Below are 25,842 nucleotides of genomic sequence, written 5' to 3' on the forward strand. Positions count from 1 at the left end.
CCTGGTTAACCACGTGTGTCCACCGGCATAGATTGCCCGCATGACTAGGTGCCCCGCCCCCGGTGCGTGTAGACCTGCCTGATGCGCAACGGGTACCAGACGGTCGTGGACGTCGAGGCGGGCGACCACGAGGCCGCCGACCTCGCCGCGGCGGTGACGGCGTGGCTCGTCGAACGGGGCGTCGTCGTGGCGCGGGTCACCAGCTGCGCCGGCGGCCCCGGCCGCGCGCCCGGACCGGACTACGCCTCCGCCGTGGACGCGCCGGACGACGCCCTCGCCGCGCACGCGTGGAACGGCCTCCAGGTGGTCGCCGGCCGCGCCGTCCACTACGCGAAGGGCACCGACCAGGGCGTGTCCTGCCCGCACTGCGGCGCGGACGTCGGCCTGGAGCAGCTCCACGACGCGTTCGACGAGTGGCTGCGCGGCGAACCGGGGACGCGGCCGTGCCCGTCGTGCGGCCGGGAACTCGACCCGAACGGGTGGCGCTGGACGCCGCGGTGGGGCTTCGGCGCCCTGGCCTTCACCTTCTGGAACTGGCCGCCGCTGCGCCCCGGCTTCGTCGCCGAGCTGTCCGCCCGGCTCGGGCACCGCACCGTCCTGGTGGCGGGCGAGCTGTAGGGCCCGGTTCGCGGCCCGGGAGCCGCGCTCCGCCGTGCGCCGTGAGGTGGGCCACGCGAGGACGGGGCCGGGAACCGGGGTGCGGCACACCGCGTTGGAGGCTCCATGAAGAAGGTCGCCGCAGCACTGTTCGCCCTCACCGCGGGAGCGGTCGCGTGGGCCGCCCGGGACGTCCCGGCCGCGCTGGGCGGCACCCCCGCCAGCGACCGGGTCCGGAACTCGCCGCAGTTCCGCGACGGGAAGTTCCGCAACGCCAGGCAGACCCGGACCATGCCGCCCTCCGACGCGGGCGGGACGCTGCGCGACATGCTCTTCGGCGGGCAGCAGCGCCGCCCGGTCGGCGAGGTGCCCCTGGTGCCGCCGGTCCCCGGCACGCCGGACGGACTGCACATCACCTGGTACGGCCACGCCTCGACGTTGATCGAGATCGACGGCGCGCGCGTCCTGGTCGACCCGGTGTGGAGCGACCGCTGCTCGCCGTCCCCGGTGGTCGGCCCCAAGCGCCTGCACCCCGTGCCGCACCGGCTCGACGAGGTCGGGCGGGTCGACGCGGTCGTCATCTCGCACGACCACTACGACCACCTGGACCTGCCGACCGTGCGGGCGCTGACCGACGGGCAGGACGCGGTCTTCGTGGTGCCGCTGGGCATCGGCGCGCACCTGCGCCGCTGGGACGTGCCCGAGCACCGGATCGTCGAGCTGGACTGGCACGAGTCGCACGAGGTCGCGGGCATCACGCTGGTCGCCACCCCCGCGCAGCACTTCTCCGGCCGGGGCTTCGAGCGCGACAACACGCTGTGGGCGTCCTGGGTCGTCAAGGGGCCCGAGCACCGCGTGTACTACAGCGGCGACACGGGCTACTTCGACGGCTACAAGGCCATCGGCGAGGAGCACGGGCCGTTCGACGCGGCGCTGGTGCAGATCGGCGCGTACGGGTCGGGCTGGCCGGACATCCACATGACGCCCGAGGAGGGCGTGGCGGCGCACCGCGACGTGCGCGGCGGGCTGCTGGTCCCGGTGCACTGGGCCACCTTCAACCTGGCGCTGCACGACTGGTCGGAGCCCGTGGACCGGGTGTGGCGCGAGGCCGAGGCCCAGGGCGTGCCGCTCGCCGTGCCGCGCCCGGGGGAGAGGGTCGACGTCGCGCGCCCCCCGGCGGTGGACGGGTGGTGGCAGGCGCTCACGACCCCGCCGGCGGGGCGGGGGGCCACCGGGCAGGTGGCGGCCGTCGGCGGCGGGGCGCACCTGGGACGATGAGCGGGTGACCAGGATCGTCGCGGGCGTCGCCGGTGGCCGGCGCCTCCAGGTGCCGCCGCGCGGCACCCGCCCCACCTCCGACCGCGTCCGCGAGGCGCTGTTCAGCTCGTTGCAGGCGCTGGTCGACCTCGACGGCGCGGCCGTGCTCGACCTCTACGCGGGGTCCGGCGCGCTCGGCCTGGAGGCCCTGTCCCGGGGCGCGACCAGGGCCGTGTTCGTGGAGTCGGACAAGCGGGCTGCCGAAGTGCTGAAGGGCAACGCCAGGGCGCTGGGGCTGCCCGGCGCGACCGTCCTGAACCGCACCGCGGAGGCCGTCGCCGCCACCGCGCCCGACGAGCCGTGCGACGTGGTGTTCGCCGACCCGCCGTACGCGGTCACCGCCGAACAGCTCAACCGCGTGCTGGAGTCCCTGGTCACCGCGGGTTGGACCCGGCCGGGCTCGCTGCTCGTCGTGGAACGGGCCGCGCGCGACCCCGAACCGCTCTGGCCGGTCGGCGTGGAATCCTTGCGCGGCAAGCGATACGGCGACACGGCCCTGCACTGGGCCGAACAGGTGGCCGCCACCGGGTGATGCGGACCACGCACCGGACTGGACGCGTCCGATCGGGTGCTACCGTCCGAAACCATGACGCGTGCCGTGTGCCCCGGCTCCTACGACCCGGCCACCAACGGACACCTGGACATCATCGGCAGAGCGGCGAAGCTCTTCGACGAGGTCGTCGTCGCCGTGCTCATCAACAAGAACAAGAAGACCCTGTTCTCGGTCGAGGAGCGCACCGAGATGCTGCGCGAGGTCACCGCGCAGTGGCCGAACGTCCGCGTCGACGCCTGGCACGGCCTGCTGGTCGACTACTGCCTGGAGAACGACATCAAGGCCATCGTGAAGGGCCTGCGGGCGGTCAGCGACTACGACTACGAGCTGCAGATGGCGCAGATGAACCACCAGCTCACCGGCGTGGACACGCTGTTCATGCCGACCAACCCCATCTACAGCTTCCTGGCCAGCTCCCTGGTCAAGGACGTCGCGACCTACGGCGGCGACGTGACCAGCCTGCTGCCGCCGACGATCAAGGACCGGTTGCTCGCCCGGCTCGCCGAGAGCCGCTGACCGGTCACCCGGAGCGACCCGGTCACCCGGAGCGACCGCCCGTCACGCTCGGGGGTCACCCGGTGCGGTGCCCGCCCCCCGGCCATGAGCGTGATCACACCACGCGCCGTGCGGTTCGGCCCGCGGCGTCGTCTGACCGGACACGCCCTGCCGATCTCCCGGCGGGGACGAGACCGGCAGGGCACACTGGACGGGTACTGCTGTGGGCGCGAGGAGTGTGACGTGTACCGGGTGTTCGAGGCCCTCGACGAGCTGGTCACGATCGTCGAGGAAGCGCGTGGCGTGCCGATGACCTCCGGGTGCGTCGTGCCGCGCGGTGACGTGCTCGAACTCCTCGACGACGTGCGCGACGCGATCCCCGCCGAGCTGGACGACGCGCAGGACGTGCTCGACCACCGCGACGAACTGGTCGGCAAGGCGCAGCACGAGGTCGAGCAGAGCCTGAGCAAGGCCCGCTCCGACGCCGACCGCATGGTCAACGAGGCGCAGCACGAGGCCGAGCGGATGCTGTCCGAGGCCCGCGCCCGCGCGGAGCGGATGGTCGCCGAGGCGCAGGACCAGGCCGAGCGCACGGTCGCCGCCGGCCGCCAGGAGTACGAGGACCTGGTGGGCCGCGCCCACGCCGAGGCCGACCGCATGGTCCAGGCCGGCCGGGCGAACTACGAGCGCGCGATCGAGGAGGGCCGGTCGGAGCAGGCGCGCCTGGTCGACCAGACCGAGGTCGTGCAGGCCGCCCACAACGAGGCCGCCCGCGTGCTGGAGGCCGCGCAGACCGAGGCCGTCCGGCTGCGCAGCGAGTGCGACGCGTACGTGGACGGCAAGCTCGCCGACTTCGAGGACCTGCTGGCGCACACCCTGCGGAGCGTCGGCAAGGGGCGCTCGCACCTGCGCGGCCCGGTCGTCGCCAGCGCCGCCGCACCGTTCGACTACCACGACTGAACGACGTCCGACCTGCCGATTTCACGTCCGGGGCGGTTGTCCCGTACCCTTGATTGGCTGGTCGTGGTAAGTCGCCCGACAGCACCCACACATCATGTCTGAGCACCGTCACGCCGCCGCGCGTCCCACAGCAGCCGGGCCCTGGGTCATCGACACCAGGGACCTGGGTCGTCGCGCGGGCTCCAGCCGCGCTTACCAGCGAACGGTCCCGGCGGAAGGTGTCGGCCTGCTCGGCGTGATCGCGGTGCCGGCGGGGGGCGTGGTCGAACTCGACCTCCTGCTGGAGTCGGTGGTCGAAGGCGTGCTCGTGACCGGCACGGCCGCGACGGTGGTCGAAGGGGAGTGCTCGCGCTGCCTGGAACCGCTGTCCGCGGAGGTCGAGGTGGAGCTGACCGAGCTGTACGCGTACCCGGACAGCGCCACCGACGAGACGACCGAAGAGGACGAGGTCAGCCGTCTGCACGACGACCTGATCGACCTCGAACCGGTGGTGCGCGACGCGATCGTGCTCGCGCTGCCGCAGGTGCCGCTGTGCTCGCCGGACTGCCTCGGGCTGTGCGTCGACTGCGGCGGCAGGCTGGCCGATCTCGGCCCCGACCACGGGCATGAGACGATTGACCCCCGTTGGGCCGCCCTTCAGGAGCGGTTCGACGGGAATCGTGACAATCCAGAGGAGAACTAGTCGTGGCCGTCCCGAAGCGGAAGATGTCGCGCTCGAACACGCGCTCGCGCCGCGCTCAGTGGAAGACCGCTGCCGTGCACTTGGTGGCCTGCCAGAACAGGGCCTGCCGCCAGCCGAAGCCGCAGCACGTCGCCTGCCCGACCTGTGGCCAGTACGACGGCCGCCAGGTCGTCCAGCCGGCCTGATCACTCCTCTGGCGAAGGTAGCGGCGAATCGTGGGGGGTAGGTCGTCGCGCGGTCGGTCCGCCGACCGCGCCCCGTTGATCGAAGCGCTCGGCGTCCCGTTGGACGCCGAGCTGCTGACGCTCGCCTTGACGCACCGGTCGTACGCGTACGAGAACGGCGGGCTCCCGCCGAACGAGCGCCTGGAGTTCCTGGGCGACGCGGTGCTCGGCCTCGTCGTCACGGACCACCTGTACCAGACGCACCCGGACCTGCCCGAGGGGCAGCTCGCCAAGCTCCGCGCGAGCGTGGTGAACATGCACGCCCTCGCGGGCGTCGCGCGCAACCTGGGTGAGGACGGCCTGGGTGGTCACCTGCTGCTCGGCCGCGGCGAGGAGCTGACCGGCGGCAGGGACAAGGCGAGCATCCTCGCCGACGGCCTCGAAGCCGTCATCGGCGCGGTCTACCTGCAGTTCGGCATCGACACCGCGCGTCAGCTGGTCCACCACCTGTTCGACCCCCTGCTGGCCGAAGCGCCGCTGCGGGGAGCCGGGCTGGACTGGAAGACCAGCTTGCAGGAGCTGACCGCTTCGGCGGGCCTGGGCGTCCCCGAGTACCGGGTCGACGACCAGGGGCCCGACCACCGCAAGGAGTTCACCGCCACGGTGCTCGTCGGTGGCCGGCCCCACGGGACCGGCGACGGCAGCACGAAGAAGGAAGCCGAGCAGAAGGCGGCCGAGGCCGCCTACCGCGTGCTCCACGAACGGGTCCGCGCCGAGCAGGAAGCCGGTGCGGCCGGGAACGGCCACGCCCCCGACTCGGCGAACACGCAGGCTTCACCTACTCAGGAAGACTGACGCCGAAATGTATGCCACGAACGTCCGGACGAACCGGCGCGCGCGCCACGCGCGCCCGTCCCGCCCGTTGAACGCCTCCCGCAGCGGCGGCATCCAGGGCCTGGTCCTCGTGCGCGACACCGCCCAGGCGGGCGGTTGGATGCTCAAGCCGACCAAGCCGCAGGCCGCCGCGTACGAGCTCCTGGAGGAGCTGGAGCAGGCCGAGGCCGCCGCCGAGCGCGAGCAGTCCGAGGACTGATCGACCGCCCGTGCCCGAGCTGCCCGAGGTAGAGGTCGTCCGCCGGGGTCTGCACGAGCACGTCGCCGGGAGGACCGTGGCCGCGGTCGAGGTCCTCCACCCACGAGCGATCCGCCGACACCTGCCCGGTGCGGCGGATTTCGCCGTGCGCCTGACCGGGCAGGTCCTCGAGGCCGCGCGCAGGCGCGGCAAGTACCTGTGGGTCGACCTGTCGGGCGGTGACGCGATGCTCGCGCACCTCGGCATGAGCGGCCAGATGCTGGTCCAGCCGGTCGACGCGCCCGACGAGAAGCACCTGCGGGTGCGCCTGCGGTTCGACGACGACGGCCCCGAGCTGCGGTTCGTGGACCAGCGGACGTTCGGCGGGCTGGCGCTGGCCGAGGTCGTGGAGGTCGACGGCGCGCGGCTGCCGCTGCCCGTGGCGCACATCGCGCGCGACCCGATGGACCCCGCGTTCGACCCGGACGCGGCGGTGGCCGCGCTGCGCAGGCGGCGGACCGAGGTCAAGCGCGCCCTGCTCGACCAGACGCTGGTGTCGGGCGTGGGCAACATCTACGCCGACGAGGCGCTGTGGCGGGCGAGGCTGCACGGCGCCCGCGCGACGGACAAGCTGTCCCGGCCGAAGGCCGCCGAGCTGCTCGCGCACGCCACGCGGGTGATGCACGAGGCGCTGGGGCAGGGCGGGACGTCGTTCGACGCGCTGTACGTCAACGTGAACGGCCAGTCGGGGTACTTCGACCGCTCGTTGGCCGCGTACGGGCGGGAGGACGAGCCGTGCCGGCGGTGCGGCACGCCCATCAGGCGCGAGCCGTTCATGAACCGCTCGTCGTACTCGTGCCCCCGCTGCCAGCCGAGGCCCAGGGGCTGACCCGGGTCGGGTGCCGGGCGGGGGAGTCCGGTGAGCCGCGGGCAGGGCGCGGCGCGGGTCACCGGCGCGGGGTCACCGCGGTTCGGCGAGTCGGCGCAGGAGCGGCGTGACGGACCGCAGCGCGTCGCGCTCGTCCGGGGCGAGGCGCGAGAGCCGCTCGGAGAGCAGTTCCGCCTCGCCGTGCGCCAGGGACGCGATCGTGTCGCGGCCCAGCGCGGTGAGGTCGACGATCGTGGCCCGACCGTCGGCGGGGTCGGATTCGCGGCGGACCATGCCGCCCGACTCCAGGCCGGTCACCACCGTGGTCGCGGTCGGCTGGGAGCACAGGGCCCGCACCGCTATCTCGCCGATCCGCATCGGCCCCTGGGAGGCCAGTTCCGCCAGCACCAGCAGTTGCGTGGGCTGGAGCCGGCGGACGGAGGCGGACTGGCGCAGGCTCCGGATCAGCCGGTGCACGGCGACCACGAGTTGTAACGCGTCCTGATTGGTCACACTGGTGGTCATCATGGACCTCCTGGTAGCTCACCGTGAGTGAGCGAGTGTCCGAATTCGGACAGGACATTCGCACTATCGCAGTACTCCTGTCCAGAGAATGGATTCATTCGCACCCGGATGTACTCATGACTGTCCGCACCTGTGCGGACAGCCGGTGGAGATGTGGGATGTGCGGTTCACCCGACCGCGTCAAGAAAGTGTCAGGAACCTCGCCCAGCGTGATCGGGAACGGCGGTGCGGCGCGTTCCCGGCGTAGTGTCCCAGCGTGACGAAGGTGCTGGTGGTAGACGACGAGCCGCAGATCGTGCGGGCGCTGCGGATCAACCTGTCGGCGCGCGGCTACGCGGTGCTGACCGCCCACGACGGCACCACCGCGCTGAAGGCCGCCGCCGAGGGCAAGCCGGACGTGGTGGTGCTCGACCTGGGGCTGCCCGACGTCGACGGCACCGAGGTGATCGCGGGCCTGCGCGGCTGGACGACCGTGCCGATCATCGTGCTGTCCGCGCGGGTCGACTCCGCCGACAAGGTGGAGGCCCTGGACGCGGGCGCGGACGACTACGTGACGAAGCCGTTCGGCATGGACGAGCTGCTGGCCCGGCTGCGCGCGGCGGTGCGGCGCGGCGCCGTCGTGGAGGGCGAGGACGCGGTCGTGGAGACGGCGTCGTTCACCGTGGACCTGGCGGCGAAGAAGGTGCTGCGCGACGGCGCCGAGGTGCACCTGACGCCCACCGAGTGGGGCCTGCTGGAGGTCCTGGCCCGCCACCGCGGCCGGCTGGTGGCGCAGAAGCAGCTGCTCCAGGAGGTGTGGGGCCCGCAGTACGCGAAGGAGACGCACTACCTCCGGGTGTACCTGGCGCAGCTGCGCCGCAAGCTGGAGCCCGAGCCGTCCCACCCCCGGCACCTGGTCACGGAACCGGGGATGGGCTACCGCTTCGAGGTGTGAGCCCGCCCGGCCTCACCCGGCGGGGAGGACGGGGTGCCGCTCGAACAGCACGGTCCCGCGCACCACCAGCTCCTTGTAGCGCGCCGCGAGCCGCCCGGTGAGGACCAGCTCCCTCGGCCGGTCGTCGGCGTCCACGAACTGGATCAGCCCGTCCCGGCGGCCCAGGCTGACGCACTGGTTGACGTACCGGAAGCCCAGCGGCCCGGGCTCCTCGCCCCGCTGCCGCCGCGCCAGCGCCCGCACGGCCCGCTGCGCGGTCGGCAGGCCCGTCGCGCACGCCATGCGCAGCTCCAGGCCGTCCTGCCGCCTGATCGCGGCGGCGTCGCCGATCGCCAGCACCTCGGGGTGCGAGACCGACGTGAGGGTCTGGTCGACGAGCACGCGGCCCGCGGCGTCCACCGCCAGCCCCGCCTCGCGGGCCAGCTCGGGGACCGCGAACCCCGCCGTCCACACGACCGCGTCGGCCGCGACCCGCTCGCCGCCGTCGAGCACCACGCCGCCGGCGTCCACCTCCGCGACGCCCGCGCCGTCGCGCACGACCACGCCGAGCCGGTCGAACACCCGGCGCACGTGCCGCCGGCCCCTCGCCGACAGCGCCTGCCCGAACCCGCCGCCGGTCACCAGCGCCACGTCCAGCTCCGGGCGCGACTCGGCCAGCTCCGCCGCGGCCTCGACACCGGTCAGCCCGCCGCCGACGACGACGACCGAGCGCGCGGTGGCGAGCGCCCCGGCGAGGCGCTCGGCGTCCTCCGCCGTGGCGACCGAGTGCGCGTGCTCGGCCGCGCCCGGCACGGTGAAGGAGGCCCGGCTGCCCAGGGCGTAGACCAGGCGGTCGTAGCCCAGGGAGCCGCCGGTGAGCCGCACCCGGCGCGCGGCGAGGTCGACGCCGGTCACCCGGTCGACCACGAGCTCCACGCCGGTGCCCCCGAGCAGGTCGCGCAGCGGCAGGTCGCGCAGCCGCTGCCCCGCGGCGAGCTGGTGCAGCCGCACCCGTTCCACGAACCGGTCCCGCGCGTTGACCAGGGTGACCCGCGAGCCGGTCCACCTCGCCGCCAGCTTGGCCGCCGCCAGGCCGGTGTAGCCCGCCCCGACCACCACGATGTGCTCCGCCATGTTCCCGTCCTCTCGTCCGGTGGTGGAGCGGGACGGGGGCCGGGGACGTGACGCCCCTAGGCTGTGAGGCGTGTCACCCGTCTCCCTGGTCCACACCTGGCAGCTGTCCCGGGCCGACCGCGCCGCCGTGCGGGCGCTGCTCGACGAGGCGTTCGACGGCGGGTTCTCCGACGAGGACTGGGACCACTGCCTTGGCGGCGTGCACGCCCTCGCGCGCGACGGCGACGACCTCGTCGGGCACGGGGCGGTCGTGCGGCGGCAGCTGGCGCACGACGGCCGCCCCGTGCGGGTCGGGTACGTCGAGGCCGTCGCCGTCCGGGCGCCGCACCGCCGCCGGGGCGTCGGCGGCGCGGTGATGGGCGCGCTGGAGGGCGTCGTGCGCGGCGGGTACGCGTTCGGTGCGCTGAGCGCCTCCGAGGACGGCCTGGGCTTCTACGCGGCGCGCGGGTGGCTGCGGTGGCGCGGCCGGACCTTCGCGATGACCCCGGACGGCCTCGTGCGCACCGAGGAGGAGGACGACGGGGTCTTCGTGCTGCCCGCCGGGACCGCGCTGCCGGACCTGCGCGGCGACCTCGCGTGCGACTGGCGCGCCGGCGACGCCTGGTAGCGCTGCCCGGTAGCGCTACGGGGCGTCCGTCGTCGTCCCGGTCGGGGTGGTGCTCGACGGCGCGGCGGAGGACGGCGGGTCGAACGACGACGGCGGGTTGCTCGGCGGCGGCGACGTCGTCTCCGGTGCCCCCGGCGAGCCCGGCGTCACCGCGGTGGTCCGCACCGACTCCGGGGCGGTGCGCGGCTCCCCGGACTTCGGGGCCGCCGCGTCGCCGCGCTTGACCGCGCCGACGCGGGTGGACACCGTGACGACGACGGTGGCCGTGCGGCCGTCGGGCGCGACGCTCTCGTAGGTGCCCGGCGACTCGTCCACGCCGGCACGCGGTTCCGGCGGGGCCGGTTGCGGGTCGCCCCCGGCCAGCACGGACGCGAGGGTGGCCATGACGGTGGCGACGACGGCGCCGCCCGCCGCGAGCAGGGCCACCGACGAGAACCGCTTCTTCGGCGACGCCGGACGATCTTCCTCGAACACGCCAACTCCCTGGGGAAAACCCGGTCGGTCGGCCGGGTGTCCGGGGTATCGGCGGCGCGGGGCGCGACTTTCACCACCCGAGCCGGTCCTCCACCCGATGGTGTGGAGGACCGTCACCGGTCGCGCGGACGCTCGTTACGTCGTCGGCTTGTCGGGCTCCGTCGTGGTGGTCGTCGTCGGGACCACCACCGTCGTGGTGGTCGTGGTGGTCGTCGTGACGACCGGCGGCGGCGTGGTGGTCGTCGTGGTCACCTGGCCGGGGTCGGTCGGCTGCTGCGTCGGCCCGGTGTCCTCGACCGTCGTGGTGGTCGTGGTGCCGTCGGGGTTGGTGACCGTCGTGACCCGGGTCCGCTTCGCGGTGGTCGTGGTCGTCGTGCCGGCGGCCGACGAGGACGTCGTCGTCCCGGTCGTCGTGGTCACGGTGACCGACTCGGCCGACGAGGACGTGCGCGGCACCGTGGTGAGGGTGTCGCGGTTGACCACGTCCTCGCGCGGGGTGGGCGCGGGCGCCGCGCCGGGGCTCGCGCCCGCGAAGGAGGCGACGGTGGCGAAGATCGTCGACACGGCGACACCGGACGCGGCCAGCAGCCAGTGCGGCGACACGCGCCTGCGGGAGGTGTCGGGCTCCGGGGTCCGGTACTCCGGAGTGCCGTCTCCCGGCGTGCCCTGCTCTGGGGTGTCGTGCAACGGTGCTCCCAAGGTGATCTACCAGCCGAAGTTCTGGGTCCAGTACCAGCCGCGCGTGTCCAGGCCCACCCCGATCGTGGTGAAGCCGCAGTTGAGGATGTTGCGCCGGTGGCCGTCGGAGTTCATCCACGCCTTCATGACCTGCTCGGCCGAGCGCTGGCCCTTCGCGATGTTCTCGCCACCGGGGTTGGGGTAGCCCGCCGAGCGCATCCGCTGGGCGAAGTCCACGCCCTCCGGGGTGGTGTGCGAGAAGTAGTCGCGGTCGGCCATGTCGGAGGTGTGGTCCCGGGCGGCGGCCGTCACGCGCTCGTCGACGGTCAGCGGCTCGCAGCCCGCCAGCTCGCGGGCGTCGTTGACCAGGGCCACGACCTCGGCCTGGGGCGACACCGGGGCCTCGGTGGTCGTGGTGGTGGGCGCGGTCGACGACTCGCGGGTCTCGGTGGTCGTCGTCCCGGTGGTCGTGGTGGTGGGCGCGGCGGTGGTGGTCGTCGTCGCCTCGGTGGTCGTGGTGGTGGACGACGGGGCCCCGGTCGTCACGGGCGGTGCCTCGGGCTCGCGCTCCGGGGCGGGCCCGCCGACGCCGCCCACACCGCCGACGCCGATACCCTTGCCGGGGCCGCCGCCCTGCGCCGTGCTCTGGCCGGTGAACGGGGCCAGCCGCTCCGGACCGGCGAACGCCACGCCGGTCGCACCGGCCGCGCCGAGCAGCAGGCCGAGGAGTACGCCGATCACGGATCGATTACCGCGTCGTGCAGTCACGGTCGCGCACCGTACCACTAATGGGTGAAATATTTGGATGGCCTCGATGGGTGAAGAAGTACCGACCGTGCGCCTCACCGCGTGGGTGCGCGGGCACGTCCAGGGCGTCGGGTTCCGGTGGTGGACCCGCTCGCGAGCCCTTGAGCTGGGGCTCGTCGGTTCCGCGTCCAACCTGCGGGACGGCCGGGTGGAGGTCAACGCCGAGGGGCCGGAGCCCGCGTGCCGCCGATTGGTGGACGCCCTCCGGTCCGGCGCCACCCCCGGTCGGGTGGAATCGGTCGTGGAGCGCTGGTCGGAGCCCCGCGGCGGCCTCACCGGTTTCGCCGAGCGTTGAACGCGCCCGCGCCCGGTGGCGTAGTACCTCGATGTGGACCGGGGCGAAGATGTCGTCAGGCAGTTGTACGGCCGCTGGCGCGGCCCCCTGCACGGCTACGTCCTGCGCCTGGTCGGGGGTGACCACCGGCGGGCGGAGGAGGTGGTCCGGGAGACCCTGCTCAGGGCGTGGCGGCACGCCGGCGGGCTGACCCCGGACGACGCGGGGCCGTGGCTGCACACCGTGGCGCGCGACCTGGCCGTCTCCGGCTTCCGCGAGCGCGCCGGCCGCACCCCGGAGGTCCCCGCCGAGCCGGGGGTCCTCGCCGAGCCGCGCGTTCTCGCCGAGCCGGGGGTGTTCGCCGAGCCGGGGACCCCGGTCGGACCCGGGCGCCTGCCGCCGGTGGTCGACGCGCTGGAGCACGTCCTCCAGGGCTGGCAGGTCACCGAGGCGCTCAAGGGCCTCAGCCACGACCACCGCACCGCCGTGGTGGAGCTGTACTACCGGCGGCGCTCGGTCGCCGAGGCGGCCTCGGCGCTGGGCGTCCCGCCCGGCACGGTCAAGTCGCGCTGCTTCTACGCCCTGCGCGCGCTGCGCGACGCGCTGGAGGAGCGGGGGGTGACCCGGCCGTGAGCTGCACGGAGACCGTCGCCCTGGGCGCCTACCTGCTCGGGTCGCTCGACCCGGCGGAACGGGCGTGGTTCGAGCGGCACGCGCACGGCTGCGCCGCCTGCCGCCGGGAGGTGGTGCGCCTCGCGCCGCTGCCCGGCCTGCTCGGCCAGGTCCGGCTGTCGGACCTGGAGCTGCCGTTCGACGACCCCGGCCCGGGACCCGACCTGTGGCCGCTGCCGCCGGCGGAACCCGCGCCGCCCGGACCCGGGCCGGTCGGACTCGGACCGGTCGGACCCGGACCGGTCGCCCGCCGTCGCCGGAGGTGGCGGTGGCCGCTGCCGGTCGCCGCGGCGGCGCTCGTGCCGCTGGTCGCGGGCGCGCTGCTGCTCGTGCCGCCGAGCGACGACGCCCCGGCCGCGGTCAGCTGGCACGCCGTCGACGCGACGTCCGGCGTCGAGGCCCGCGCGGACCTCGTCGGCCGGTCGTGGGGCACGGAGCTGAGGCTGAGCATCGGCAACGTGCCCAGGGGCATGAGGTGCAAGCTCGTCGTGCACGACCGCGCCGGGCACACCGAGGTCGGCGGCTGGTGGGGCGCCGACGACGCCGGCGGCGAGCGCGTCCCCGGTGCGACCTCGTTCGAGGTCGGGGAGATCGAACGCCTCGACGTGGTGGTGGACATGGAGGTCCTGGTCTCGGTGGCGCCGTGATCGCGCAGGTCAGCCCCGCCCCGCCCGTGACCGGCCGGAACCCTTCTCGGTTACGCTGCCTCGCGTGCACCTCAAGAGCCTGACGCTGAAGGGCTTCAAGTCCTTCGCCTCGGCTACCACCCTGCGCTTCGAGCCGGGCATCACGTGCGTCGTCGGCCCCAACGGCTCCGGCAAGTCGAACGTGCTGGACGCGCTGCGCTGGGTGATGGGGACGCAGGGCGCGAAGGACCTGCGCGGCGGCAAGATGGAGGACGTCATCTTCGCCGGCACGTCCGGCCGCGCGCCGCTCGGCCGCGCCGAGGTGACGCTGACCATCGACAACTCCGACGGCGCGCTGCCGATCGACTACGTCGAGGTGTCGATCACCCGCCGCATGTTCCGCGAGGGCGCCACCGAGTACGAGATCAACGGCAACTCCTGCCGGCTGATGGACATCCAGGAGCTGCTCAGCGACTCCGGCATCGGCCGCGAGATGCACGTGATCGTCGGCCAGGGCCAGCTCGCCGCGATCCTGGAGTCCAAGCCGGAGGAGCGCCGCGCGTTCGTCGAGGAGGCCGCCGGCGTCCTCAAGCACCGCAAGCGCAAGGAGAAGGCGCTGCGGAAGCTGGAGGCGATGCAGGCGAACCTGACCCGCCTCACCGACCTCACCGCCGAGCTGCGCCGCCAGCTCAAGCCGCTGGGCAAGCAGGCCGAGATCGCCCGCCGCGCCCAGGTCGTGCAGTCCGAGCTGCGCGACGCGCGGATGCGCCTGCTGGCCGACGACCTGGTGACGCAGCGCGAGGCGCTGGCCCGCGAGGAGCAGGACGAGGCCCGCGCCCGCGCCCGCCGGGCCGAGGTGGAGAAGTCCCTCCAGCAGGCGCAGTTCCAGCAGAACGAGCTGGAGGACCAGGTCGCGGCCGACGCGCCGAAGCTCCAGCAGGCCCAGGACACCTGGTACCGGCTCTCCGCGCTGGAGGAGCGGTTGCGCGGCACCGTGCGGCTGGCCGTGGAGCGTGAGCGGCACCTGTCGGCGGCGGTCGAGGCGCCGCGCGGCGGGCGCGACCCGGACGAGCTGGAGGCCGAGGCCGAGCAGACCGCGCTGCTGGAGGAGGAGCTCCAGGAGGCGGTGACCGAGGCCCGGGTGGGGCTGGCGGAGGCCGTGGAGACCCGCGCCGAGCTGGAGCGCCAGGTGTCGGCCGCGGAGAAGGCGCACCTGGCCGCCGTGCGCGCCATCGCCGACCGCCGCGAGGGCCTGGCCCGGCTGTCCGGGCAGGTGGAGGCGCTGCGGTCCAAGACGAGCGCGACCGCCGAGGAGATCGAGCGCATGTCCACCGCGCTCGCCGAGGCCGTCGAGCGCTCCGAGCTGGCGCAGCAGGAGCTGGCCGAGGGCCGCGAGGCCACCGGCACCGAGGACGAGGACGACGTCGGCCTCGACGAGCGGCACCGGCTGGCCGTCGAGGCGAACGACGCGGCGCGGAGCCGGGTCGAGGAGCTGGTGAGGTCCGAGCGGACCGCCGAACGCGACATCGCGTCGTGGCGGGCGCGCGTGGACGCGCTGTCGCTCGGCCTGACCCGCAAGGACGGCGCGGGCGCGCTGCTCGCGTCCCGGCTGCCCGGCCTGCTCGGGTCGGTGGCCGCGCTGCTGACCGTGGAACCGGGCGCCGAGGTCGCGCTGGCCGCCGCCCTCGGGCCGGTCGCGGACGCGGTGGCGGTGGCGTCGGGTTCCGACGCGGTGGCCGCGCTGGAGCTGTTGAAGGAGCAGGACGGCGGGCGCGCGGGCGTGCTGATCGGCGGCGCCGGGACCGGTGCCGACCGCTCCGGCTGGCCGTCGCTGCCGCCGGGCGCGCGGTGGGCCGTGGAGCTGGTGCAGGCGCCCGAGGCGCTGCGGCCCGCGCTGCACCGGGCGCTGGACCGGCTCGCCGTCGTCGACGACCTGGGCGCGGCCCGGCCGCTGGTGGAGGCCCACCCGGACGTGCGGGCCGTGACCCGCGAGGGCGACGTGCTGGGCGCGGACTGGGCCGTCGGCGGCTCCGGCGCGCGCAGCCAGAGCGTCATCGAGGTGCAGGCCGCGGTGGACGAGGCCGCGGAGAAGCTGGCGCTGGCCGAGCGCGCGGCCGAGCAGTGCACGGCGGCCCTGGAGGGCGCGCGGGCCGAGCAGCAGGCCAGGCGCGCCGAGGTCGCCGCCCTCAAGGAGCAGCTCAACGAGGCCAAGGTGCGGCGCGCCCGGTCCTCGGAGCGGCTCAACCGGCTCGCCGCGGCTGTGCGGTCCGCCGAGGCCGAGGTCGAGCGGGTGCGCGCGCAGCGCGAGAAGGTCGAGGCGGCCCGCGAGGAGAACCTGCTCAAGCTCGCCGAGCTGGAGGAGCGCCTCCTCGTCGCCCAGGAGCAGCAGGACCTGGAGGACGAGCCGGACACCGCGCACCGCGACGAGATGGCCGCCGAACTGGCCTCCGCCCGGCAGGGCGAGGTGGACGCGCGGCTGTCGCTGCGCACCGCCGAGGAACGCGCCCGCGCGGTGCAGGGCAAGGCCGAGGGCCTGCGCCGCGCCGCCCGCGCCGAGCGCGAGGCGCGGGAACGCGCCCAGCGCGCGCACGCCGCCCGTGCCCGGGGCGCGGTCGTCGCCAAGGCCGTCGTGCGCGGCGGCGAGGTGGCGCTGGCGCGGATCGCGGTGTCCCTGGAGCGCGCCGCCCGCGAGCGCGACGCCGCCCAGGAGCGCCGGGGCCAACGCGAGGCGTTCCTCGCGCAGGTGCGCAGCCTGGTGCGGGAGATGTCGGTGGAGCTGGAGAAGCTGACCGACGCCGTGCACCGGGACGAGGTGCTGCGCGCCGAGCAGCGGATGCGCATCGAGCAGCTGGAGAGCAAGGTCGCCGACGACTTCGGCATCGGCCTGGACGACCTGGTCGCCGAGTACGGCCCGGACGTGTTCATCCCGCCGTCGCCGCACGAGGTCGCCGAGTACGAGGCGGCCAAGGAGCGCGGCGAGGCCGTCACCGCGCCGCAGCCCATCCCGTACGACCGCGACACCCAGGTCCGGCGCGCCAAGCGGGCCGAGCGGGACATGTCGCTGCTCGGCAAGGTCAACCCGCTGGCGCTGGAGGAGTTCGCCGCGCTGGAGGAGCGCTACAAGTTCCTGTCCAACCAGCTGGAGGACATCAAGGCGACCCGGCGCGACCTGCTGACCGTCGTGAAGGAGGTCGACGACAAGATCCTGGAGGTCTTCACGGCGGCCTACGAGGACGTGGCCCGCGAGTTCGAGGTCGTGTTCAAGGTCCTGTTCCCCGGCGGCGAGGGCAGGCTCGTGCTGACCGAGCCGGGCGACATGCTGACCACCGGCATCGAGCTGGAGGCCCGGCCGCCGGGCAAGAAGGTCAAGCGGCTGTCCCTGCTGTCCGGCGGGGAGAAGTCCCTGGCGGCGGTCGCCATGCTGGTCGCGATCTTCCGCGCCCGGCCCTCGCCGTTCTACGTGATGGACGAGGTCGAGGCGGCGCTGGACGACACCAACCTGCACCGGCTGATCAGCCTGTTCGAGCAGCTGCGCGAGCACTCGCAGCTGCTGATCATCACGCACCAGAAGCCGACGATGGAGATCGCCGACGCCCTGTACGGCGTCTCGATGCGCGGTGACGGCATCAGCCAGGTGATCTCGCAGCGCCTGCGCGCGGCGGAGGACCGGCCGAAGCGCGCCAAGCCCAAGCCCGCCGCCGCCGCCGAGCCGGCTGCCGGGCCCGTCGCTGCCGAACCCGTCGCCGCCGAACCGGCTACCGCCGAGCCCGCCGTCGCCGAGCCTGCCGCTGACCCCGCCACTGCCGGGCCCGCCGTCGCCGCCGAGCCCGCTACCACCGGCGTTCCCGCCGCGGAGCCCGCCGAACCCGGGGTCGAGCCCGGCGGGTGACCGCGCCGCGGACCGCTACGCGGGTGACGCGCCCCTGCGCTCGTCGAGCCGGACGGCCTCCTCCGGCGTGGGCGCGGTGCCGCCGAGGTGCGCGGGCTGCCACCACTGGCCGTCGCCGGACTCCGGGTAGCGCGCCTGGGCCTGGTCCAGCAGCTCCTGCATCCGGGTGCGCAGGGCGGCGTCGGTGGTCGGCTCGATCGGCTCGCCGACGACGATCGTGATCGGCACGTGTCGCTGGGTCAGGCTCTTGGGCCGGCCCTTGGTCCACAGCCGCTGGGTGCCCCACACGGCGGTCGGCAGCAGCGGCACGCCCGCCTCGGCCGCGAGCCGCACGGCGCCGCTCTTGACCTCCTTGACCGTGAACGACCGGCTGATCGTGGCCTCGGGGAAGATCCCGACGACCTCGCCGGCGCGCAGCGCGGCCAGGGCCTGCTGGTAGGACGCCTGGCCGGCACCCCGGTCCACCGGGATGTGGTGCATCCCGCGCATCAGCGGGCCGGACACGCGGTGCTCGAACACCTCGTGCTTGGCCATGAACCGGACGAGTCGGCGCGCGGGCAGCGCGCCGAACCCGGCGAAGATGAAGTCCAGGTAGGACACGTGGTTCGAGGCCAGCACGGCCCCGCCGGTGGTCGGCACGTGCTCCGTGCCGTCCCGGGCGATGCGCAGGTCGAGCACGCGGAACATCAGCTTGGCCGCGGCGATCACCGGCGGGTACACGCGATCTGGCATACGACCAGCGTACGTTACTCGCTAGTAGTGGAGGAGCCTTCGTGCTCGCGCACGACCTTCGGCACCCCTGCCAGGTCCTCTTCGTTGCACAACAGCTTCAACGCGTAGTACGGCGAGCCCTTGGTGTCGTCGTAGTCCAGGTGCACGGCGATCACGTCCACCGGCTCGCCGAGCCAGTCCTGGGTCTGCCGCAGCCACGAGGCGGCGCGCTCCAACGCGCTGGGCAGGTCGTCGTCGCGGAACTCCACGGGCCGGTAGGGGACTTCCTGGACCTGGTCCCGCTGGTTGGCGGGCATCGGGAGGTCTACCGCCACCCCACTGTCGTTGAGTTCGAGTTGGATCGTTTCCTCACTGCTCACCCGTCCAGGGTTCCCCAGCCGTGAACGCGCGGCAAGTGATGTCGCTCAACCCAGCACGACCGGCAGCTCCGCCAGGCCGCTGACCAGCACCCGACGCCACGCCAGTTCCTCGACCGGTCGCGCCGCCCGCAGGCCCGGGAACCGCCTCAGCAGCACGCCCAGCGCCTCCTGGAGCTCGATCCGGGCCAGTTGGGCGCCCAGGCAGAAGTGCGGGCCGGCGCCGAGCGCCAGGTGCGGGTTCGGCGTCCGCGCCAGGTCCAGCTCGTCCGGCGCGCCGAACGCCCGCGGGTCGCGGTTGGCCGAGCCGATCGACGCCATCACGCCCTCGCCCGCACGCACCACGACCCCGGCGACCTCGACGTCCTCCAGCGCCACCCGCAGCTGCCCGACCTCGCTGAGCCGCGTGAACCGCATCAGCTCCTCCACCGCGCTCGGCACCAGGTCGGGCTCGGCCACCAGCCGTTCCCAGTGCCGCCGGTCGCGCAGCAGCGTGGCGACGAAGCTGGTGATCTGGTTCGCCGACGTCTCGTGCCCGGCGACCAGCAGGTTCAGCGCGAACGCCACCAGCTCGTCGTGCGTCAGCGAGGTCGCGCACAGCTCGTCGAGCAGGTCGTCCGACCGCCGCGCCGCGAGCTTCTCCGAGACCAGCGCGCCCATGTACCCCAGCAGGCTCGCCATCGCCCCCTCGACGCGCTCCCGCTCGGACATCTCCAGGCTGTACGACAGCTCGACCCACTCGCGGAACCGCTCCCGGTCGTCGTAGGGCACGCCGAGCAGCGTGCAGATCACCTGGATCGGCAGCGGCAGCGCGAACACCCGCCGCAGGTCGGCCCCGTCGCCCGGGTCGGCGGCCAGGTCGGCGGCCAGGTCGTCGGCCAGGTCGTCGGCCAGCCGCTCGCACAGCCCGCGCACCCACTCCCGGGTCCGCTCGATCCGCCGGTGCGCGAACGCGCCGGAGACCAGCTTGCGCAGCCGGGTGTGCTCGGGCGGGTCCGTGGTCGGCAGGGTGCCGGCCAGCGGTCGCGAGACGCCCACCCGCGGCGCGCCCTCCTTGACCACCGCCGCGCGGGAGAACCGCGGGTCGGCCAGCACCAGCCTCACGTCGTCGTACCGGGTCACCAGCCACACCCGCGCGCCCGCGAGCGTGCGCACCCGCACGGCCGGCGCCTCCTCGCGCAGCCTGGCCCACGTGGGGGAGGGGTCGAAGGAGAACGCGTCGGCGAAGGGGATGTCCAGGACCTCGTCCGTCATGATCCCGACGTTAGGAGCCGAGCGGTGCGCAGCGCCACCGCCACGAGGTGCGCCGCGGCCGGTCGCCGAGCGGGACCCGGCCGTTCGCCCACAGCAGAGCGGCCATCGGGTCGTCGCCGGGCGGCACGTCCGGGAACATCCGCCGCAGCACCGCCGCGGGCAGCTCCGGGTCGGGCGCGAACACCGCGCCGAGGCCGCGCGCCGCGTCGTGGGTGTGCACCAGCATCTCGTCGCAGCCCATCCCGGCGAACCCGGCCGGGTCCGACAGGCCCCACGGGTGCCAGCCGCGCGCGTCGGGCGGGTGCGCCCCCACGACGGCGGCGAGCACCTCGGCCGACGTCCGCAGCGCGCGCACCAGGTCCGCGGGCGGGGACGACGGCCGCACCCGCACCTCCGCCGCGTTCAGCTCCACCGGCCCCGCGGCGAGGTCCGACGAGTACCAGAGCAGGCAGTCCGACACGTGCGCCACCGTCGCGGCGACCGTCCAGCCGATCTCCGGCACCTCCGCCGACCAGTCGGCCCCGACCACCCCGTCGAGGAACGCGCCGCACGCCCGCGCGACCGCCCGCACCACCCCGGCGCCCAGCCCCGCGTCCGGCCCCACGCCCACCCCGGCGTCCACCCCGGCGTCCACCACTGAAAACTCCCTCGCGTTCATCCGACCCCGCGGGTGACCATCTCAGACATGTACGACATCCGTCCCGCCACCCAGGACGACCTGGACGCCGTGCTCGCCTTCGTCCTGCGCCTGCAGGCCGACGACGCGCACCACATCGGCTACCTCGGCGAGACGCTCGGCGACCTCGCCGCCGAACTGGCCGAGTTCGAGCCCGACTGGGGCTCGTGCACGGTCGTCGCCACCGACGACTCCGGCCGCGTGTGCGGCGCGCTGAGCGTCGAGGTCGACACCGAGCTGAACCGCGCCTTCCTGCACGGCCCGTTCGTCGACGTGCCCGTCAACCACCCGGCGGGCAGCCGCATCTGGGACCAGACCGCCGACGCCCTCTACGCCCGCGCCGCGCCGCTGCTCGACGGCGTCGCCGACCGCGAGCTGCTCGGCCACACCGGCCACCGGCGGCTGGCCGCGTTCGCCGAGCGGCACCGCTTCTCCGCCGCCCGACCGTGCGGCATCCACACCCTGAAGGGCGACGGCCTGCGCGCCCTGCTGCTGCGCGAGGTGAGCTGCCCGCGCACCGGCCCGGCGCGCGAAATGCGCGTCCTGCCCACCGACCGCGCCGTGCACGAGGCCGTGGCCGTGCTGCACGAGCGGTGCTTCCCGAAGACCTACCTGTCCGGCCGTTCGCTCGTCGACGGCAGCCGCAAGCACACCGTCGTGGTGGCCATGGACGGCGACCGCGTCCTCGGCTACGCGTCCGGCAAGGCCGAGCCGAGCGAGTTCTACCTCGACTTCGTGGCCGTGGAACCGGACGTGCGCGGCCAGGGCGTCGGCGCGGCCCTGATCACCGAACTGGTCTGGAAGCTCGCCGAGTCGGCCGGCGCGCGCCCCCAGGCCGCCGCCGCGATCCTCGCGGGCAACCGGTCGTCCCAGCGGCTGTTCGAACGCCTGGGCTTCCGGCTGCACCTGGAACTCGTGGCCTACCGAGCGGGCCGGGCCGCGTGACCCGCACCCCGCCCTGACCCACGCCCCGACCCACGCCCCACCCGACCCACGCCCGTCCACCCTCAGCCCGAACCCGAGCCGCCCCCGACCGCGTCCAGCCCCGGCCCCGGCCCCGGTACCAACCTTGGCCCCGGCTCCGGTCGACCCCCTCGGCGGCCCCCAGACCGCGAACCCCCGGACCGCGAACCCCCGGAACCCGAAGTTCCCCGGCCGCGAACCCCCGCCCCGCGAAGTCCCCCGAACGCGAACGCGCAGCAGGGGTCCCCGCCCAGGGGGACCCCTGCTTCCGATCTTACCGACCACCACCGACAACACCGGCGGAACCGGCGGGCCGGTCCCGCGTCAGGCGGCCTTGGCGGACACCGGTTCCGCCACGTCCGGCGGCTGGTCGCCCTTGTGCCGCAACGACATCAGGCCACCCACCACCAGCGTGATCAGCACACCCATCGGGGTGTACCACGGGTACGCCAGGGACACGATCTTCTGCGCGGGCGCGGCGGGGGAGAAGTCGATCGCCAGGGTCGCGTCCGGGCCGACGAACTTCACGCCCAGGATCACGAACGCCATCACGACGACCGTCACCGCGAACGCCACGACCGCGTCGAGCTGCCGCGCCCTGCGGAACAGCAGCCCCAGCAGGAACGCGCCCAGCAGCGCGCCGTAGGTGAACCCGGCGATCGACAGGCCCTGCTCCACGATCGGGTTGCCGCGCCGCGTCAGGGTCGCGAACAGCCCGGCGCACACGATCAGCAACCCGGCCCACGCGACCGTCCACAGCCGGCCCTGCCGGAACACCTCGGCGTCGCTCATCGGCGTCCGCCGCACGCGCTGCACCACGTCCGTCACCGTCGAGGACGCCAGCGCGCCCAGCGACGACGACAGCGCGGCGGCGAGGATGCCCGCGATCACGAACCCGGACAGGCCCGACGGCATGTCGTTGACGATGAAGTGCGCGAACAGCTCGTCGTTGTTGTTGAGCCCGAGGTCCTTCACCGGCGCGGCGGCCTTGTAGAAGGCCCACAGCATCACGCCGATGAACAGGAACAGCGCGAACTGGAGGAACACCACGACGCCGCTGGCGATCAGCGCCTTCTGCGCCGCCTTCACGTCCTTGGTCGCCATCAGCCGCTGCACGATGAGCTGGTCCGCGCCGTGCGAGGCCATCGACAGCACCGCGCCGCCGACGAACGCGGTCAGCATCGCGTACGGCGACGTGAAGGGCGACGCCGACAGGTCGAACACCTGGAACTTGCCCGCGTCGGAGGCCGACGAGAACCAGCCGTCGGGCAGCTTCCCGCTCAGCACGACGATCACCACGGCCGCGCCGACGACGTACCAGAGCATCTGGATCGCGTCGACCCACACGACGGCCCGCACGCCGCCGAGGAAGCTGTAGACCACCATCGCGATGCCGAGCACGGCCACGATCACCCAGTACGAGGCGTTCACGCCGTACGCGGCCAGCACGACCTTCACCGGGATGGCCGTGGCGAACAGCCGCAGGCCGTCGGCGAGCAGCCGGGTCACGAGGAACGTCACCGACGCGGTGCCCTGGACGCCCGGCCCGAACCGCTTGCCCAGGAACCCGTAGGCGGTGACCAGCTCGCCCGCGACGTACTTGGGGAGCAACACGAACGACACCACGACCCGGCCGACCAGGTAGCCGATCGCGAGCGACAGGAACGTCATCGTGCCCAGGTAGGCGATCGTCGGCACGCTCAGCACGGTCAGCGTGGACGTCTCCGCGGACACCACCGAGACGCACACGACCCACCACGAGATGCGGCGCTCGCTGACGAAGTAGTCGGTCGCCGAGCGCTGCCGCCCGCCGATCCACACCCCCAGCAGCGGCATGCCCACCAGGAACAGCACGATGATGCCGACATCAAGTGCGCGCACGGCGTCCTCCAGTGATTCTGAGCCCGCGAACGGCGGTGATCGCGGGTTCGGGCAGGCGCAGGGGATAGCGGCCGGGGGTGAACGACCCCAGCGGGCGGGGGCCGGCGGCGCCGGTGGCGGACGGCACGTTGGCCGGCAGGCCGTGCCAGGCGAGGAAGCCCAGCAGCGCGGCCAGGTAGGACTCCTTGGCGTCCGGGGGCAACCCCAGTTCGTCGCTGGCGCGCAGGTCGACGTGCCGCCGCAGCGACTCGACGAGCACGGGGTTGCGCATCCCGCCGCCCGAGCCGACCACGGTGCCCTCGCACTCGGCGGCGACCGTGCGCGCGGTCAGCTCGGTGAGCGTGGCCAGCAGGTCCTCGGCGGGCATGGTCAGGCCCTCGGTGACGCGGTCGAGGTAGGCGCGGTTGAAGTGCTCCTTGCCGGTCGACTTCGGCGCGGGCCGCGCGTAGTAGGGGTCGGCGAGGAGCCGGTCGAGCAGTGCGGTGTGCACGCGACCGCGCCGGGCGAACTCGCCGTCGGTGTCGCGGTCGCGCATCCCGCCGGAGAGGACGACCATCGCGGCGTCCATGAGCGCGTTGCCCGGTCCGGTGTCGTAGGCGATCACACCTCCGGGTGAAACCTTGGTGACGTTGGCGATACCGCCGATGTTGAGCGCGGTGGTGGGGCCGTCGGCGTCGGCGAGCCACAGCGCGTCGAGGGTGCTCGCCAGCGGCGCGCCGTGCCCGCCCGCCGCGACGTCGCGGGCCCGCAGGTCGGACACCACGGGCAGGCCGGTCGCCTCGGCGATCCACGCGGGCTGGCCGAGCTGGAGCGTGCCGAGGCAGCGGCCGTCCTCGACCCAGTGGTGCACGGTCTGGCCGAGCGACGACACCAGTTCGCCCTCGTACCGCGACGCCACGTCCGCGAACAGCTGACCGAGCCGCGTGTCCAGCTCGCACAGCTCGGCGGCGCTCGTCGGCGGCACGCGCAGCTCGGGCGGGAACGGGTGCTCGGCGTGCTCGACGGTGGTCAGCAGGACGGTCGGCCCGTCCAGCGACAGGTCGGCGACGGCGACGTCGACGGCGTCCATCGACGTGCCCGAGATGAGCCCTATCACCCTCACGCCCTGTGGTGTATTCCACACAGCCCGCAGCGCGCAAGAGTGCCGGTGGGAAAGTTGCCGGAAATCAACTCGGTTCGTCGATCGTCCACATAGGGGGGCGTGCGAGGATTGGCCGGTGTCCACCACGTCCCTGATCTGGATCATCGTCGTCGTCGCGGCACTGCTCGCGGTCGCCCTCGTGGCGGGCGTCGCGCTGTCCCGGCGCCGGCGGATCAGCCTCACCGACGCCCAGCGCGACGAGGTCGAGAAGCCCGCGAAGGGCTACCAGGCCGGCGGGGCGATCACGTTCAACGCGCCGACCGCCGCGCCACCCCGGACCGCCGAGCCCGAGGTGGTCCGGCCCGACGTCGTCCGGCCCGACACCGCGCAGCCCCCGGTCGCCCAGCCCTCGGTCGCCCAGCCCCCGGTCGCCCAGCCCGAGGTGACCGGGCCTGAGGTGGCCGGGCCCGAGGTCGTCGAGCCGGTCGAGCACCCGGTCGCCGACCGCACCGAGGTCGACGGCCAGCCGGGCGTCGGCGACGACGCGTCCGTGCCGCGCGACTCGGTCAAGCGCGGGTTCGTCGAGGTGGACCTGCCCGAAGAGGCGTCCGAGATCGACGAGATCGAGCCCACCGCGGGCCGGTTGGAGCGGCTGCGCGGGCGGCTGTCGCGGTCGCGGTCCACGTTCGGCCAGGGCCTGCTCGGCCTGCTCGGCGCGGGCGACCTGGACGAGGACTCGTGGACCGACGTCGAGGACACCCTCCTCATGGCCGACCTCGGTTCGGCCATCACCGACCAGGTCGTCGCGGCGCTGCGCGAGCAGATCGCGAGCCGCGGCGTGCGCACGCCCGACGACGCCCGCGCCCTGCTGCGCGACGTGCTGGTCGACGCGCTGCACCCGGAGATGGACCGCGTCGTGCACGCGCTGCCGCACTCGGGCAAGCCTGCCGTCGTCCTCGTCGTCGGCGTCAACGGCGTCGGCAAGACCACCACCACCGGCAAGCTGGCCCGCGTCCTCGTCGCCGACGGCCGCACGGTGCTGCTGGGCGCGGCCGACACGTTCCGCGCCGCCGCCGCCGACCAGTTGGAGACCTGGGGCTCGCGGGTCGGCGCGTCGACCGTGCGCGGCGCGGAGGGCGCGGACCCGGCGTCCGTCGCGTTCGAGGCGGTCAAGCAGGGCGTGGTCGCGGGCGTCGACACCGTGCTCGTCGACACCGCGGGGCGGCTGCACACCAAGACCGGCCTGATGGACGAGCTGGGCAAGGTCAAGCGCGTCGTGGAGAAGCAGGCCGAGGTCGACGAGGTGCTGCTCGTGCTCGACGCCACCACCGGCCAGAACGGCCTGACCCAGGCGCGGGTGTTCGCCGACGTCGTCGACGTGACGGGCATCGTGCTGACCAAGCTCGACGGCACCGCCAAGGGCGGCATCGTGTTCCAGGTGCAGCGCGAGCTGGGCGTGCCGGTGAAGCTCGTGGGCCTGGGCGAGGGCGCCGACCACCTGGCCCCCTTCGAACCGCAGGCCTTCGTCGACGCCCTCCTCACCTGACCCCCGGCGAGAGTCCAACGCCCAGGCCCCGAGAGTCGTACCGCCA

Annotated in this window: 29 protein-coding genes; 18 read left to right on the forward strand and 11 right to left on the reverse strand. The window is 74.1% G+C overall.

All coding sequences use genetic code 11. The features are described 5' to 3' along the window. Positions 1-81 precede the first annotated feature (81 nt). The 10 genes from ACR807_RS31310 (at position 82) to mutM (ending at position 6,729) form a co-directional block, all read left to right on the forward strand. Positions 82-618 (forward strand): hypothetical protein, encoded by a 537-nt coding sequence (locus ACR807_RS31310; RefSeq protein WP_438925064.1) that lies wholly within the window; start codon positions 82-84, stop codon positions 616-618. Positions 619-723: 105 nt separating this feature from the next. Then, complete coding sequence (locus tag ACR807_RS31315) at positions 724-1,875, forward strand: MBL fold metallo-hydrolase (protein ID WP_438925065.1); 1,152 nt, start codon at positions 724-726, stop codon at positions 1,873-1,875. Between the two features lie 4 nt (positions 1,876-1,879). Further along, the gene (rsmD, locus tag ACR807_RS31320) at positions 1,880-2,446 is read left to right on the forward strand and encodes a 16S rRNA (guanine(966)-N(2))-methyltransferase RsmD (RefSeq protein ID WP_438925066.1); all 567 of its coding nucleotides are present in this window, start codon (positions 1,880-1,882) and stop codon (positions 2,444-2,446) included. A 54-nt stretch (positions 2,447-2,500) separates the two neighbouring features. Beyond that, positions 2,501-2,983 carry a pantetheine-phosphate adenylyltransferase gene (gene coaD, locus ACR807_RS31325; RefSeq protein ID WP_438925067.1) on the forward strand — a complete coding sequence of 161 codons (483 nt, stop codon included), beginning with the start codon at positions 2,501-2,503 and terminating at the stop codon, positions 2,981-2,983. Between the two features lie 222 nt (positions 2,984-3,205). Continuing rightward, positions 3,206-3,922, forward strand: a complete 717-nt coding sequence (locus ACR807_RS31330) for an SPFH domain-containing protein (protein WP_438925068.1) — start codon at positions 3,206-3,208, stop codon at positions 3,920-3,922. A 94-nt stretch (positions 3,923-4,016) separates the two neighbouring features. Continuing rightward, positions 4,017-4,604: a YceD family protein gene (locus tag ACR807_RS31335; RefSeq protein WP_438925069.1), complete on the forward strand. Its 588-nt coding sequence runs from the start codon at positions 4,017-4,019 to the stop codon at positions 4,602-4,604. 2 nt (positions 4,605-4,606) lie between these two features. Continuing rightward, positions 4,607-4,789, forward strand: a complete 183-nt coding sequence (gene rpmF / locus ACR807_RS31340; RefSeq protein ID WP_438925070.1) for a 50S ribosomal protein L32 — start codon at positions 4,607-4,609, stop codon at positions 4,787-4,789. Positions 4,790-4,819: 30 nt separating this feature from the next. Continuing rightward, positions 4,820-5,623, forward strand: coding sequence for a ribonuclease III (gene rnc / locus ACR807_RS31345; protein WP_438925071.1), 804 nt, complete (start codon positions 4,820-4,822; stop codon positions 5,621-5,623). A gap of 7 nt (positions 5,624-5,630) precedes the next feature. Next, positions 5,631-5,861, forward strand: coding sequence for a hypothetical protein (locus ACR807_RS31350; RefSeq protein ID WP_438925072.1), 231 nt, complete (start codon positions 5,631-5,633; stop codon positions 5,859-5,861). A gap of 10 nt (positions 5,862-5,871) precedes the next feature. After that, a complete protein-coding gene (gene mutM, locus ACR807_RS31355) occupies positions 5,872-6,729 on the forward strand; it encodes a bifunctional DNA-formamidopyrimidine glycosylase/DNA-(apurinic or apyrimidinic site) lyase (RefSeq protein ID WP_438925073.1) in 858 nt (285 codons plus the stop codon). A gap of 72 nt (positions 6,730-6,801) precedes the next feature. Here the strand turns inward: mutM and ACR807_RS31360 are convergent, their stop codons facing one another. Further along, positions 6,802-7,233: a MarR family winged helix-turn-helix transcriptional regulator gene (locus tag ACR807_RS31360; RefSeq protein WP_438925074.1), complete on the reverse strand. Its 432-nt coding sequence runs from the start codon at positions 7,231-7,233 to the stop codon at positions 6,802-6,804. A gap of 256 nt (positions 7,234-7,489) precedes the next feature. Here ACR807_RS31360 and ACR807_RS31365 point away from each other — a divergent pair, with 256 nt between their 5' ends. Continuing rightward, positions 7,490-8,167, forward strand: a complete 678-nt coding sequence (locus ACR807_RS31365) for a response regulator (RefSeq protein WP_438925075.1) — start codon at positions 7,490-7,492, stop codon at positions 8,165-8,167. Positions 8,168-8,179: 12 nt separating this feature from the next. On the opposite strand, the gene ACR807_RS31370 is transcribed toward ACR807_RS31365, so the two are convergent. Beyond that, complete coding sequence (locus tag ACR807_RS31370) at positions 8,180-9,376, reverse strand: NAD(P)/FAD-dependent oxidoreductase (protein WP_438925076.1); 1,197 nt, start codon at positions 9,374-9,376, stop codon at positions 8,180-8,182. On the opposite strand from ACR807_RS31370, the gene ACR807_RS31375 reads away from it, so the two are divergent. Next, positions 9,351-9,887, forward strand: a complete 537-nt coding sequence (locus tag ACR807_RS31375; protein ID WP_438925077.1) for a GNAT family N-acetyltransferase — start codon at positions 9,351-9,353, stop codon at positions 9,885-9,887. The genes ACR807_RS31370 and ACR807_RS31375 overlap by 26 nt on opposite strands. Positions 9,888-9,902: 15 nt before the next feature. On the opposite strand, the gene ACR807_RS31380 is transcribed toward ACR807_RS31375, so the two are convergent. From ACR807_RS31380 to ACR807_RS31390, 3 genes are all read right to left on the reverse strand, one after another. After that, positions 9,903-10,361, reverse strand: coding sequence for a hypothetical protein (locus ACR807_RS31380; RefSeq protein ID WP_438925078.1), 459 nt, complete (start codon positions 10,359-10,361; stop codon positions 9,903-9,905). 135 nt (positions 10,362-10,496) lie between these two features. Next, complete coding sequence (locus tag ACR807_RS31385; RefSeq protein ID WP_438925079.1) at positions 10,497-11,048, reverse strand: hypothetical protein; 552 nt, start codon at positions 11,046-11,048, stop codon at positions 10,497-10,499. An 18-nt stretch (positions 11,049-11,066) separates the two neighbouring features. Next, positions 11,067-11,780 (reverse strand): CAP domain-containing protein, encoded by a 714-nt coding sequence (locus ACR807_RS31390; protein ID WP_438925080.1) that lies wholly within the window; start codon positions 11,778-11,780, stop codon positions 11,067-11,069. Positions 11,781-11,853: 73 nt separating this feature from the next. Here ACR807_RS31390 and ACR807_RS31395 point away from each other — a divergent pair, with 73 nt between their 5' ends. From ACR807_RS31395 to smc, 4 genes are all read left to right on the forward strand, one after another. Next, complete coding sequence (locus tag ACR807_RS31395) at positions 11,854-12,141, forward strand: acylphosphatase (RefSeq protein WP_438925081.1); 288 nt, start codon at positions 11,854-11,856, stop codon at positions 12,139-12,141. Between the two features lie 33 nt (positions 12,142-12,174). Beyond that, complete coding sequence (locus ACR807_RS31400) at positions 12,175-12,753, forward strand: sigma factor-like helix-turn-helix DNA-binding protein (RefSeq protein WP_438925082.1); 579 nt, start codon at positions 12,175-12,177, stop codon at positions 12,751-12,753. Continuing rightward, positions 12,750-13,439, forward strand: coding sequence for an anti-sigma factor family protein (locus ACR807_RS31405; RefSeq protein ID WP_438925083.1), 690 nt, complete (start codon positions 12,750-12,752; stop codon positions 13,437-13,439). Before ACR807_RS31400 ends, ACR807_RS31405 begins: the two co-directional genes overlap by 4 nt. A 64-nt stretch (positions 13,440-13,503) precedes the next feature. After that, positions 13,504-17,307, forward strand: a complete 3,804-nt coding sequence (gene smc, locus ACR807_RS31410) for a chromosome segregation protein SMC (protein WP_438925084.1) — start codon at positions 13,504-13,506, stop codon at positions 17,305-17,307. Positions 17,308-17,322: 15 nt separating this feature from the next. Here the strand turns inward: smc and ACR807_RS31415 are convergent, their stop codons facing one another. From ACR807_RS31415 to ACR807_RS31430, 4 genes are all read right to left on the reverse strand, one after another. Further along, positions 17,323-18,039, reverse strand: a complete 717-nt coding sequence (locus ACR807_RS31415) for a lysophospholipid acyltransferase family protein (protein WP_438925085.1) — start codon at positions 18,037-18,039, stop codon at positions 17,323-17,325. Positions 18,040-18,053: 14 nt separating this feature from the next. Then, positions 18,054-18,335, reverse strand: coding sequence for a hypothetical protein (locus ACR807_RS31420; RefSeq protein WP_306747635.1), 282 nt, complete (start codon positions 18,333-18,335; stop codon positions 18,054-18,056). 108 nt (positions 18,336-18,443) lie between these two features. Further along, entirely contained in the window at positions 18,444-19,649 is a 1,206-nt protein-coding gene (locus ACR807_RS31425) for a cytochrome P450 (protein WP_438925086.1), read from the reverse strand. A 10-nt stretch (positions 19,650-19,659) separates the two neighbouring features. Further along, a complete protein-coding gene (locus tag ACR807_RS31430; RefSeq protein WP_438925087.1) occupies positions 19,660-20,286 on the reverse strand; it encodes a maleylpyruvate isomerase N-terminal domain-containing protein in 627 nt (208 codons plus the stop codon). Between the two features lie 48 nt (positions 20,287-20,334). On the opposite strand from ACR807_RS31430, the gene ACR807_RS31435 reads away from it, so the two are divergent. After that, the gene (locus ACR807_RS31435; RefSeq protein ID WP_438925088.1) at positions 20,335-21,270 is read left to right on the forward strand and encodes a GNAT family N-acetyltransferase; all 936 of its coding nucleotides are present in this window, start codon (positions 20,335-20,337) and stop codon (positions 21,268-21,270) included. A gap of 342 nt (positions 21,271-21,612) precedes the next feature. On the opposite strand, the gene ACR807_RS31440 is transcribed toward ACR807_RS31435, so the two are convergent. Together ACR807_RS31440 and ACR807_RS31445 are read right to left on the reverse strand one after the other, a co-directional pair. Continuing rightward, positions 21,613-23,169, reverse strand: coding sequence for a sodium:solute symporter (locus tag ACR807_RS31440; RefSeq protein ID WP_438925089.1), 1,557 nt, complete (start codon positions 23,167-23,169; stop codon positions 21,613-21,615). Further along, positions 23,156-24,271 carry an anhydro-N-acetylmuramic acid kinase gene (locus ACR807_RS31445; protein WP_438925090.1) on the reverse strand — a complete coding sequence of 372 codons (1,116 nt, stop codon included), beginning with the start codon at positions 24,269-24,271 and terminating at the stop codon, positions 23,156-23,158. The genes ACR807_RS31440 and ACR807_RS31445 overlap by 14 nt, the downstream gene beginning before the upstream one ends. A 115-nt stretch (positions 24,272-24,386) precedes the next feature. Here ACR807_RS31445 and ftsY point away from each other — a divergent pair, with 115 nt between their 5' ends. Beyond that, positions 24,387-25,796: a signal recognition particle-docking protein FtsY gene (gene ftsY, locus ACR807_RS31450; protein WP_438925091.1), complete on the forward strand. Its 1,410-nt coding sequence runs from the start codon at positions 24,387-24,389 to the stop codon at positions 25,794-25,796. The last annotated feature ends 46 nt before the right edge of the window (positions 25,797-25,842 follow it).

The sequence above is a fragment of the Saccharothrix sabaoui genome, assembly GCF_051756985.1.
In the GTDB taxonomy this organism is placed as follows: domain Bacteria; phylum Actinomycetota; class Actinomycetes; order Mycobacteriales; family Pseudonocardiaceae; genus Actinosynnema.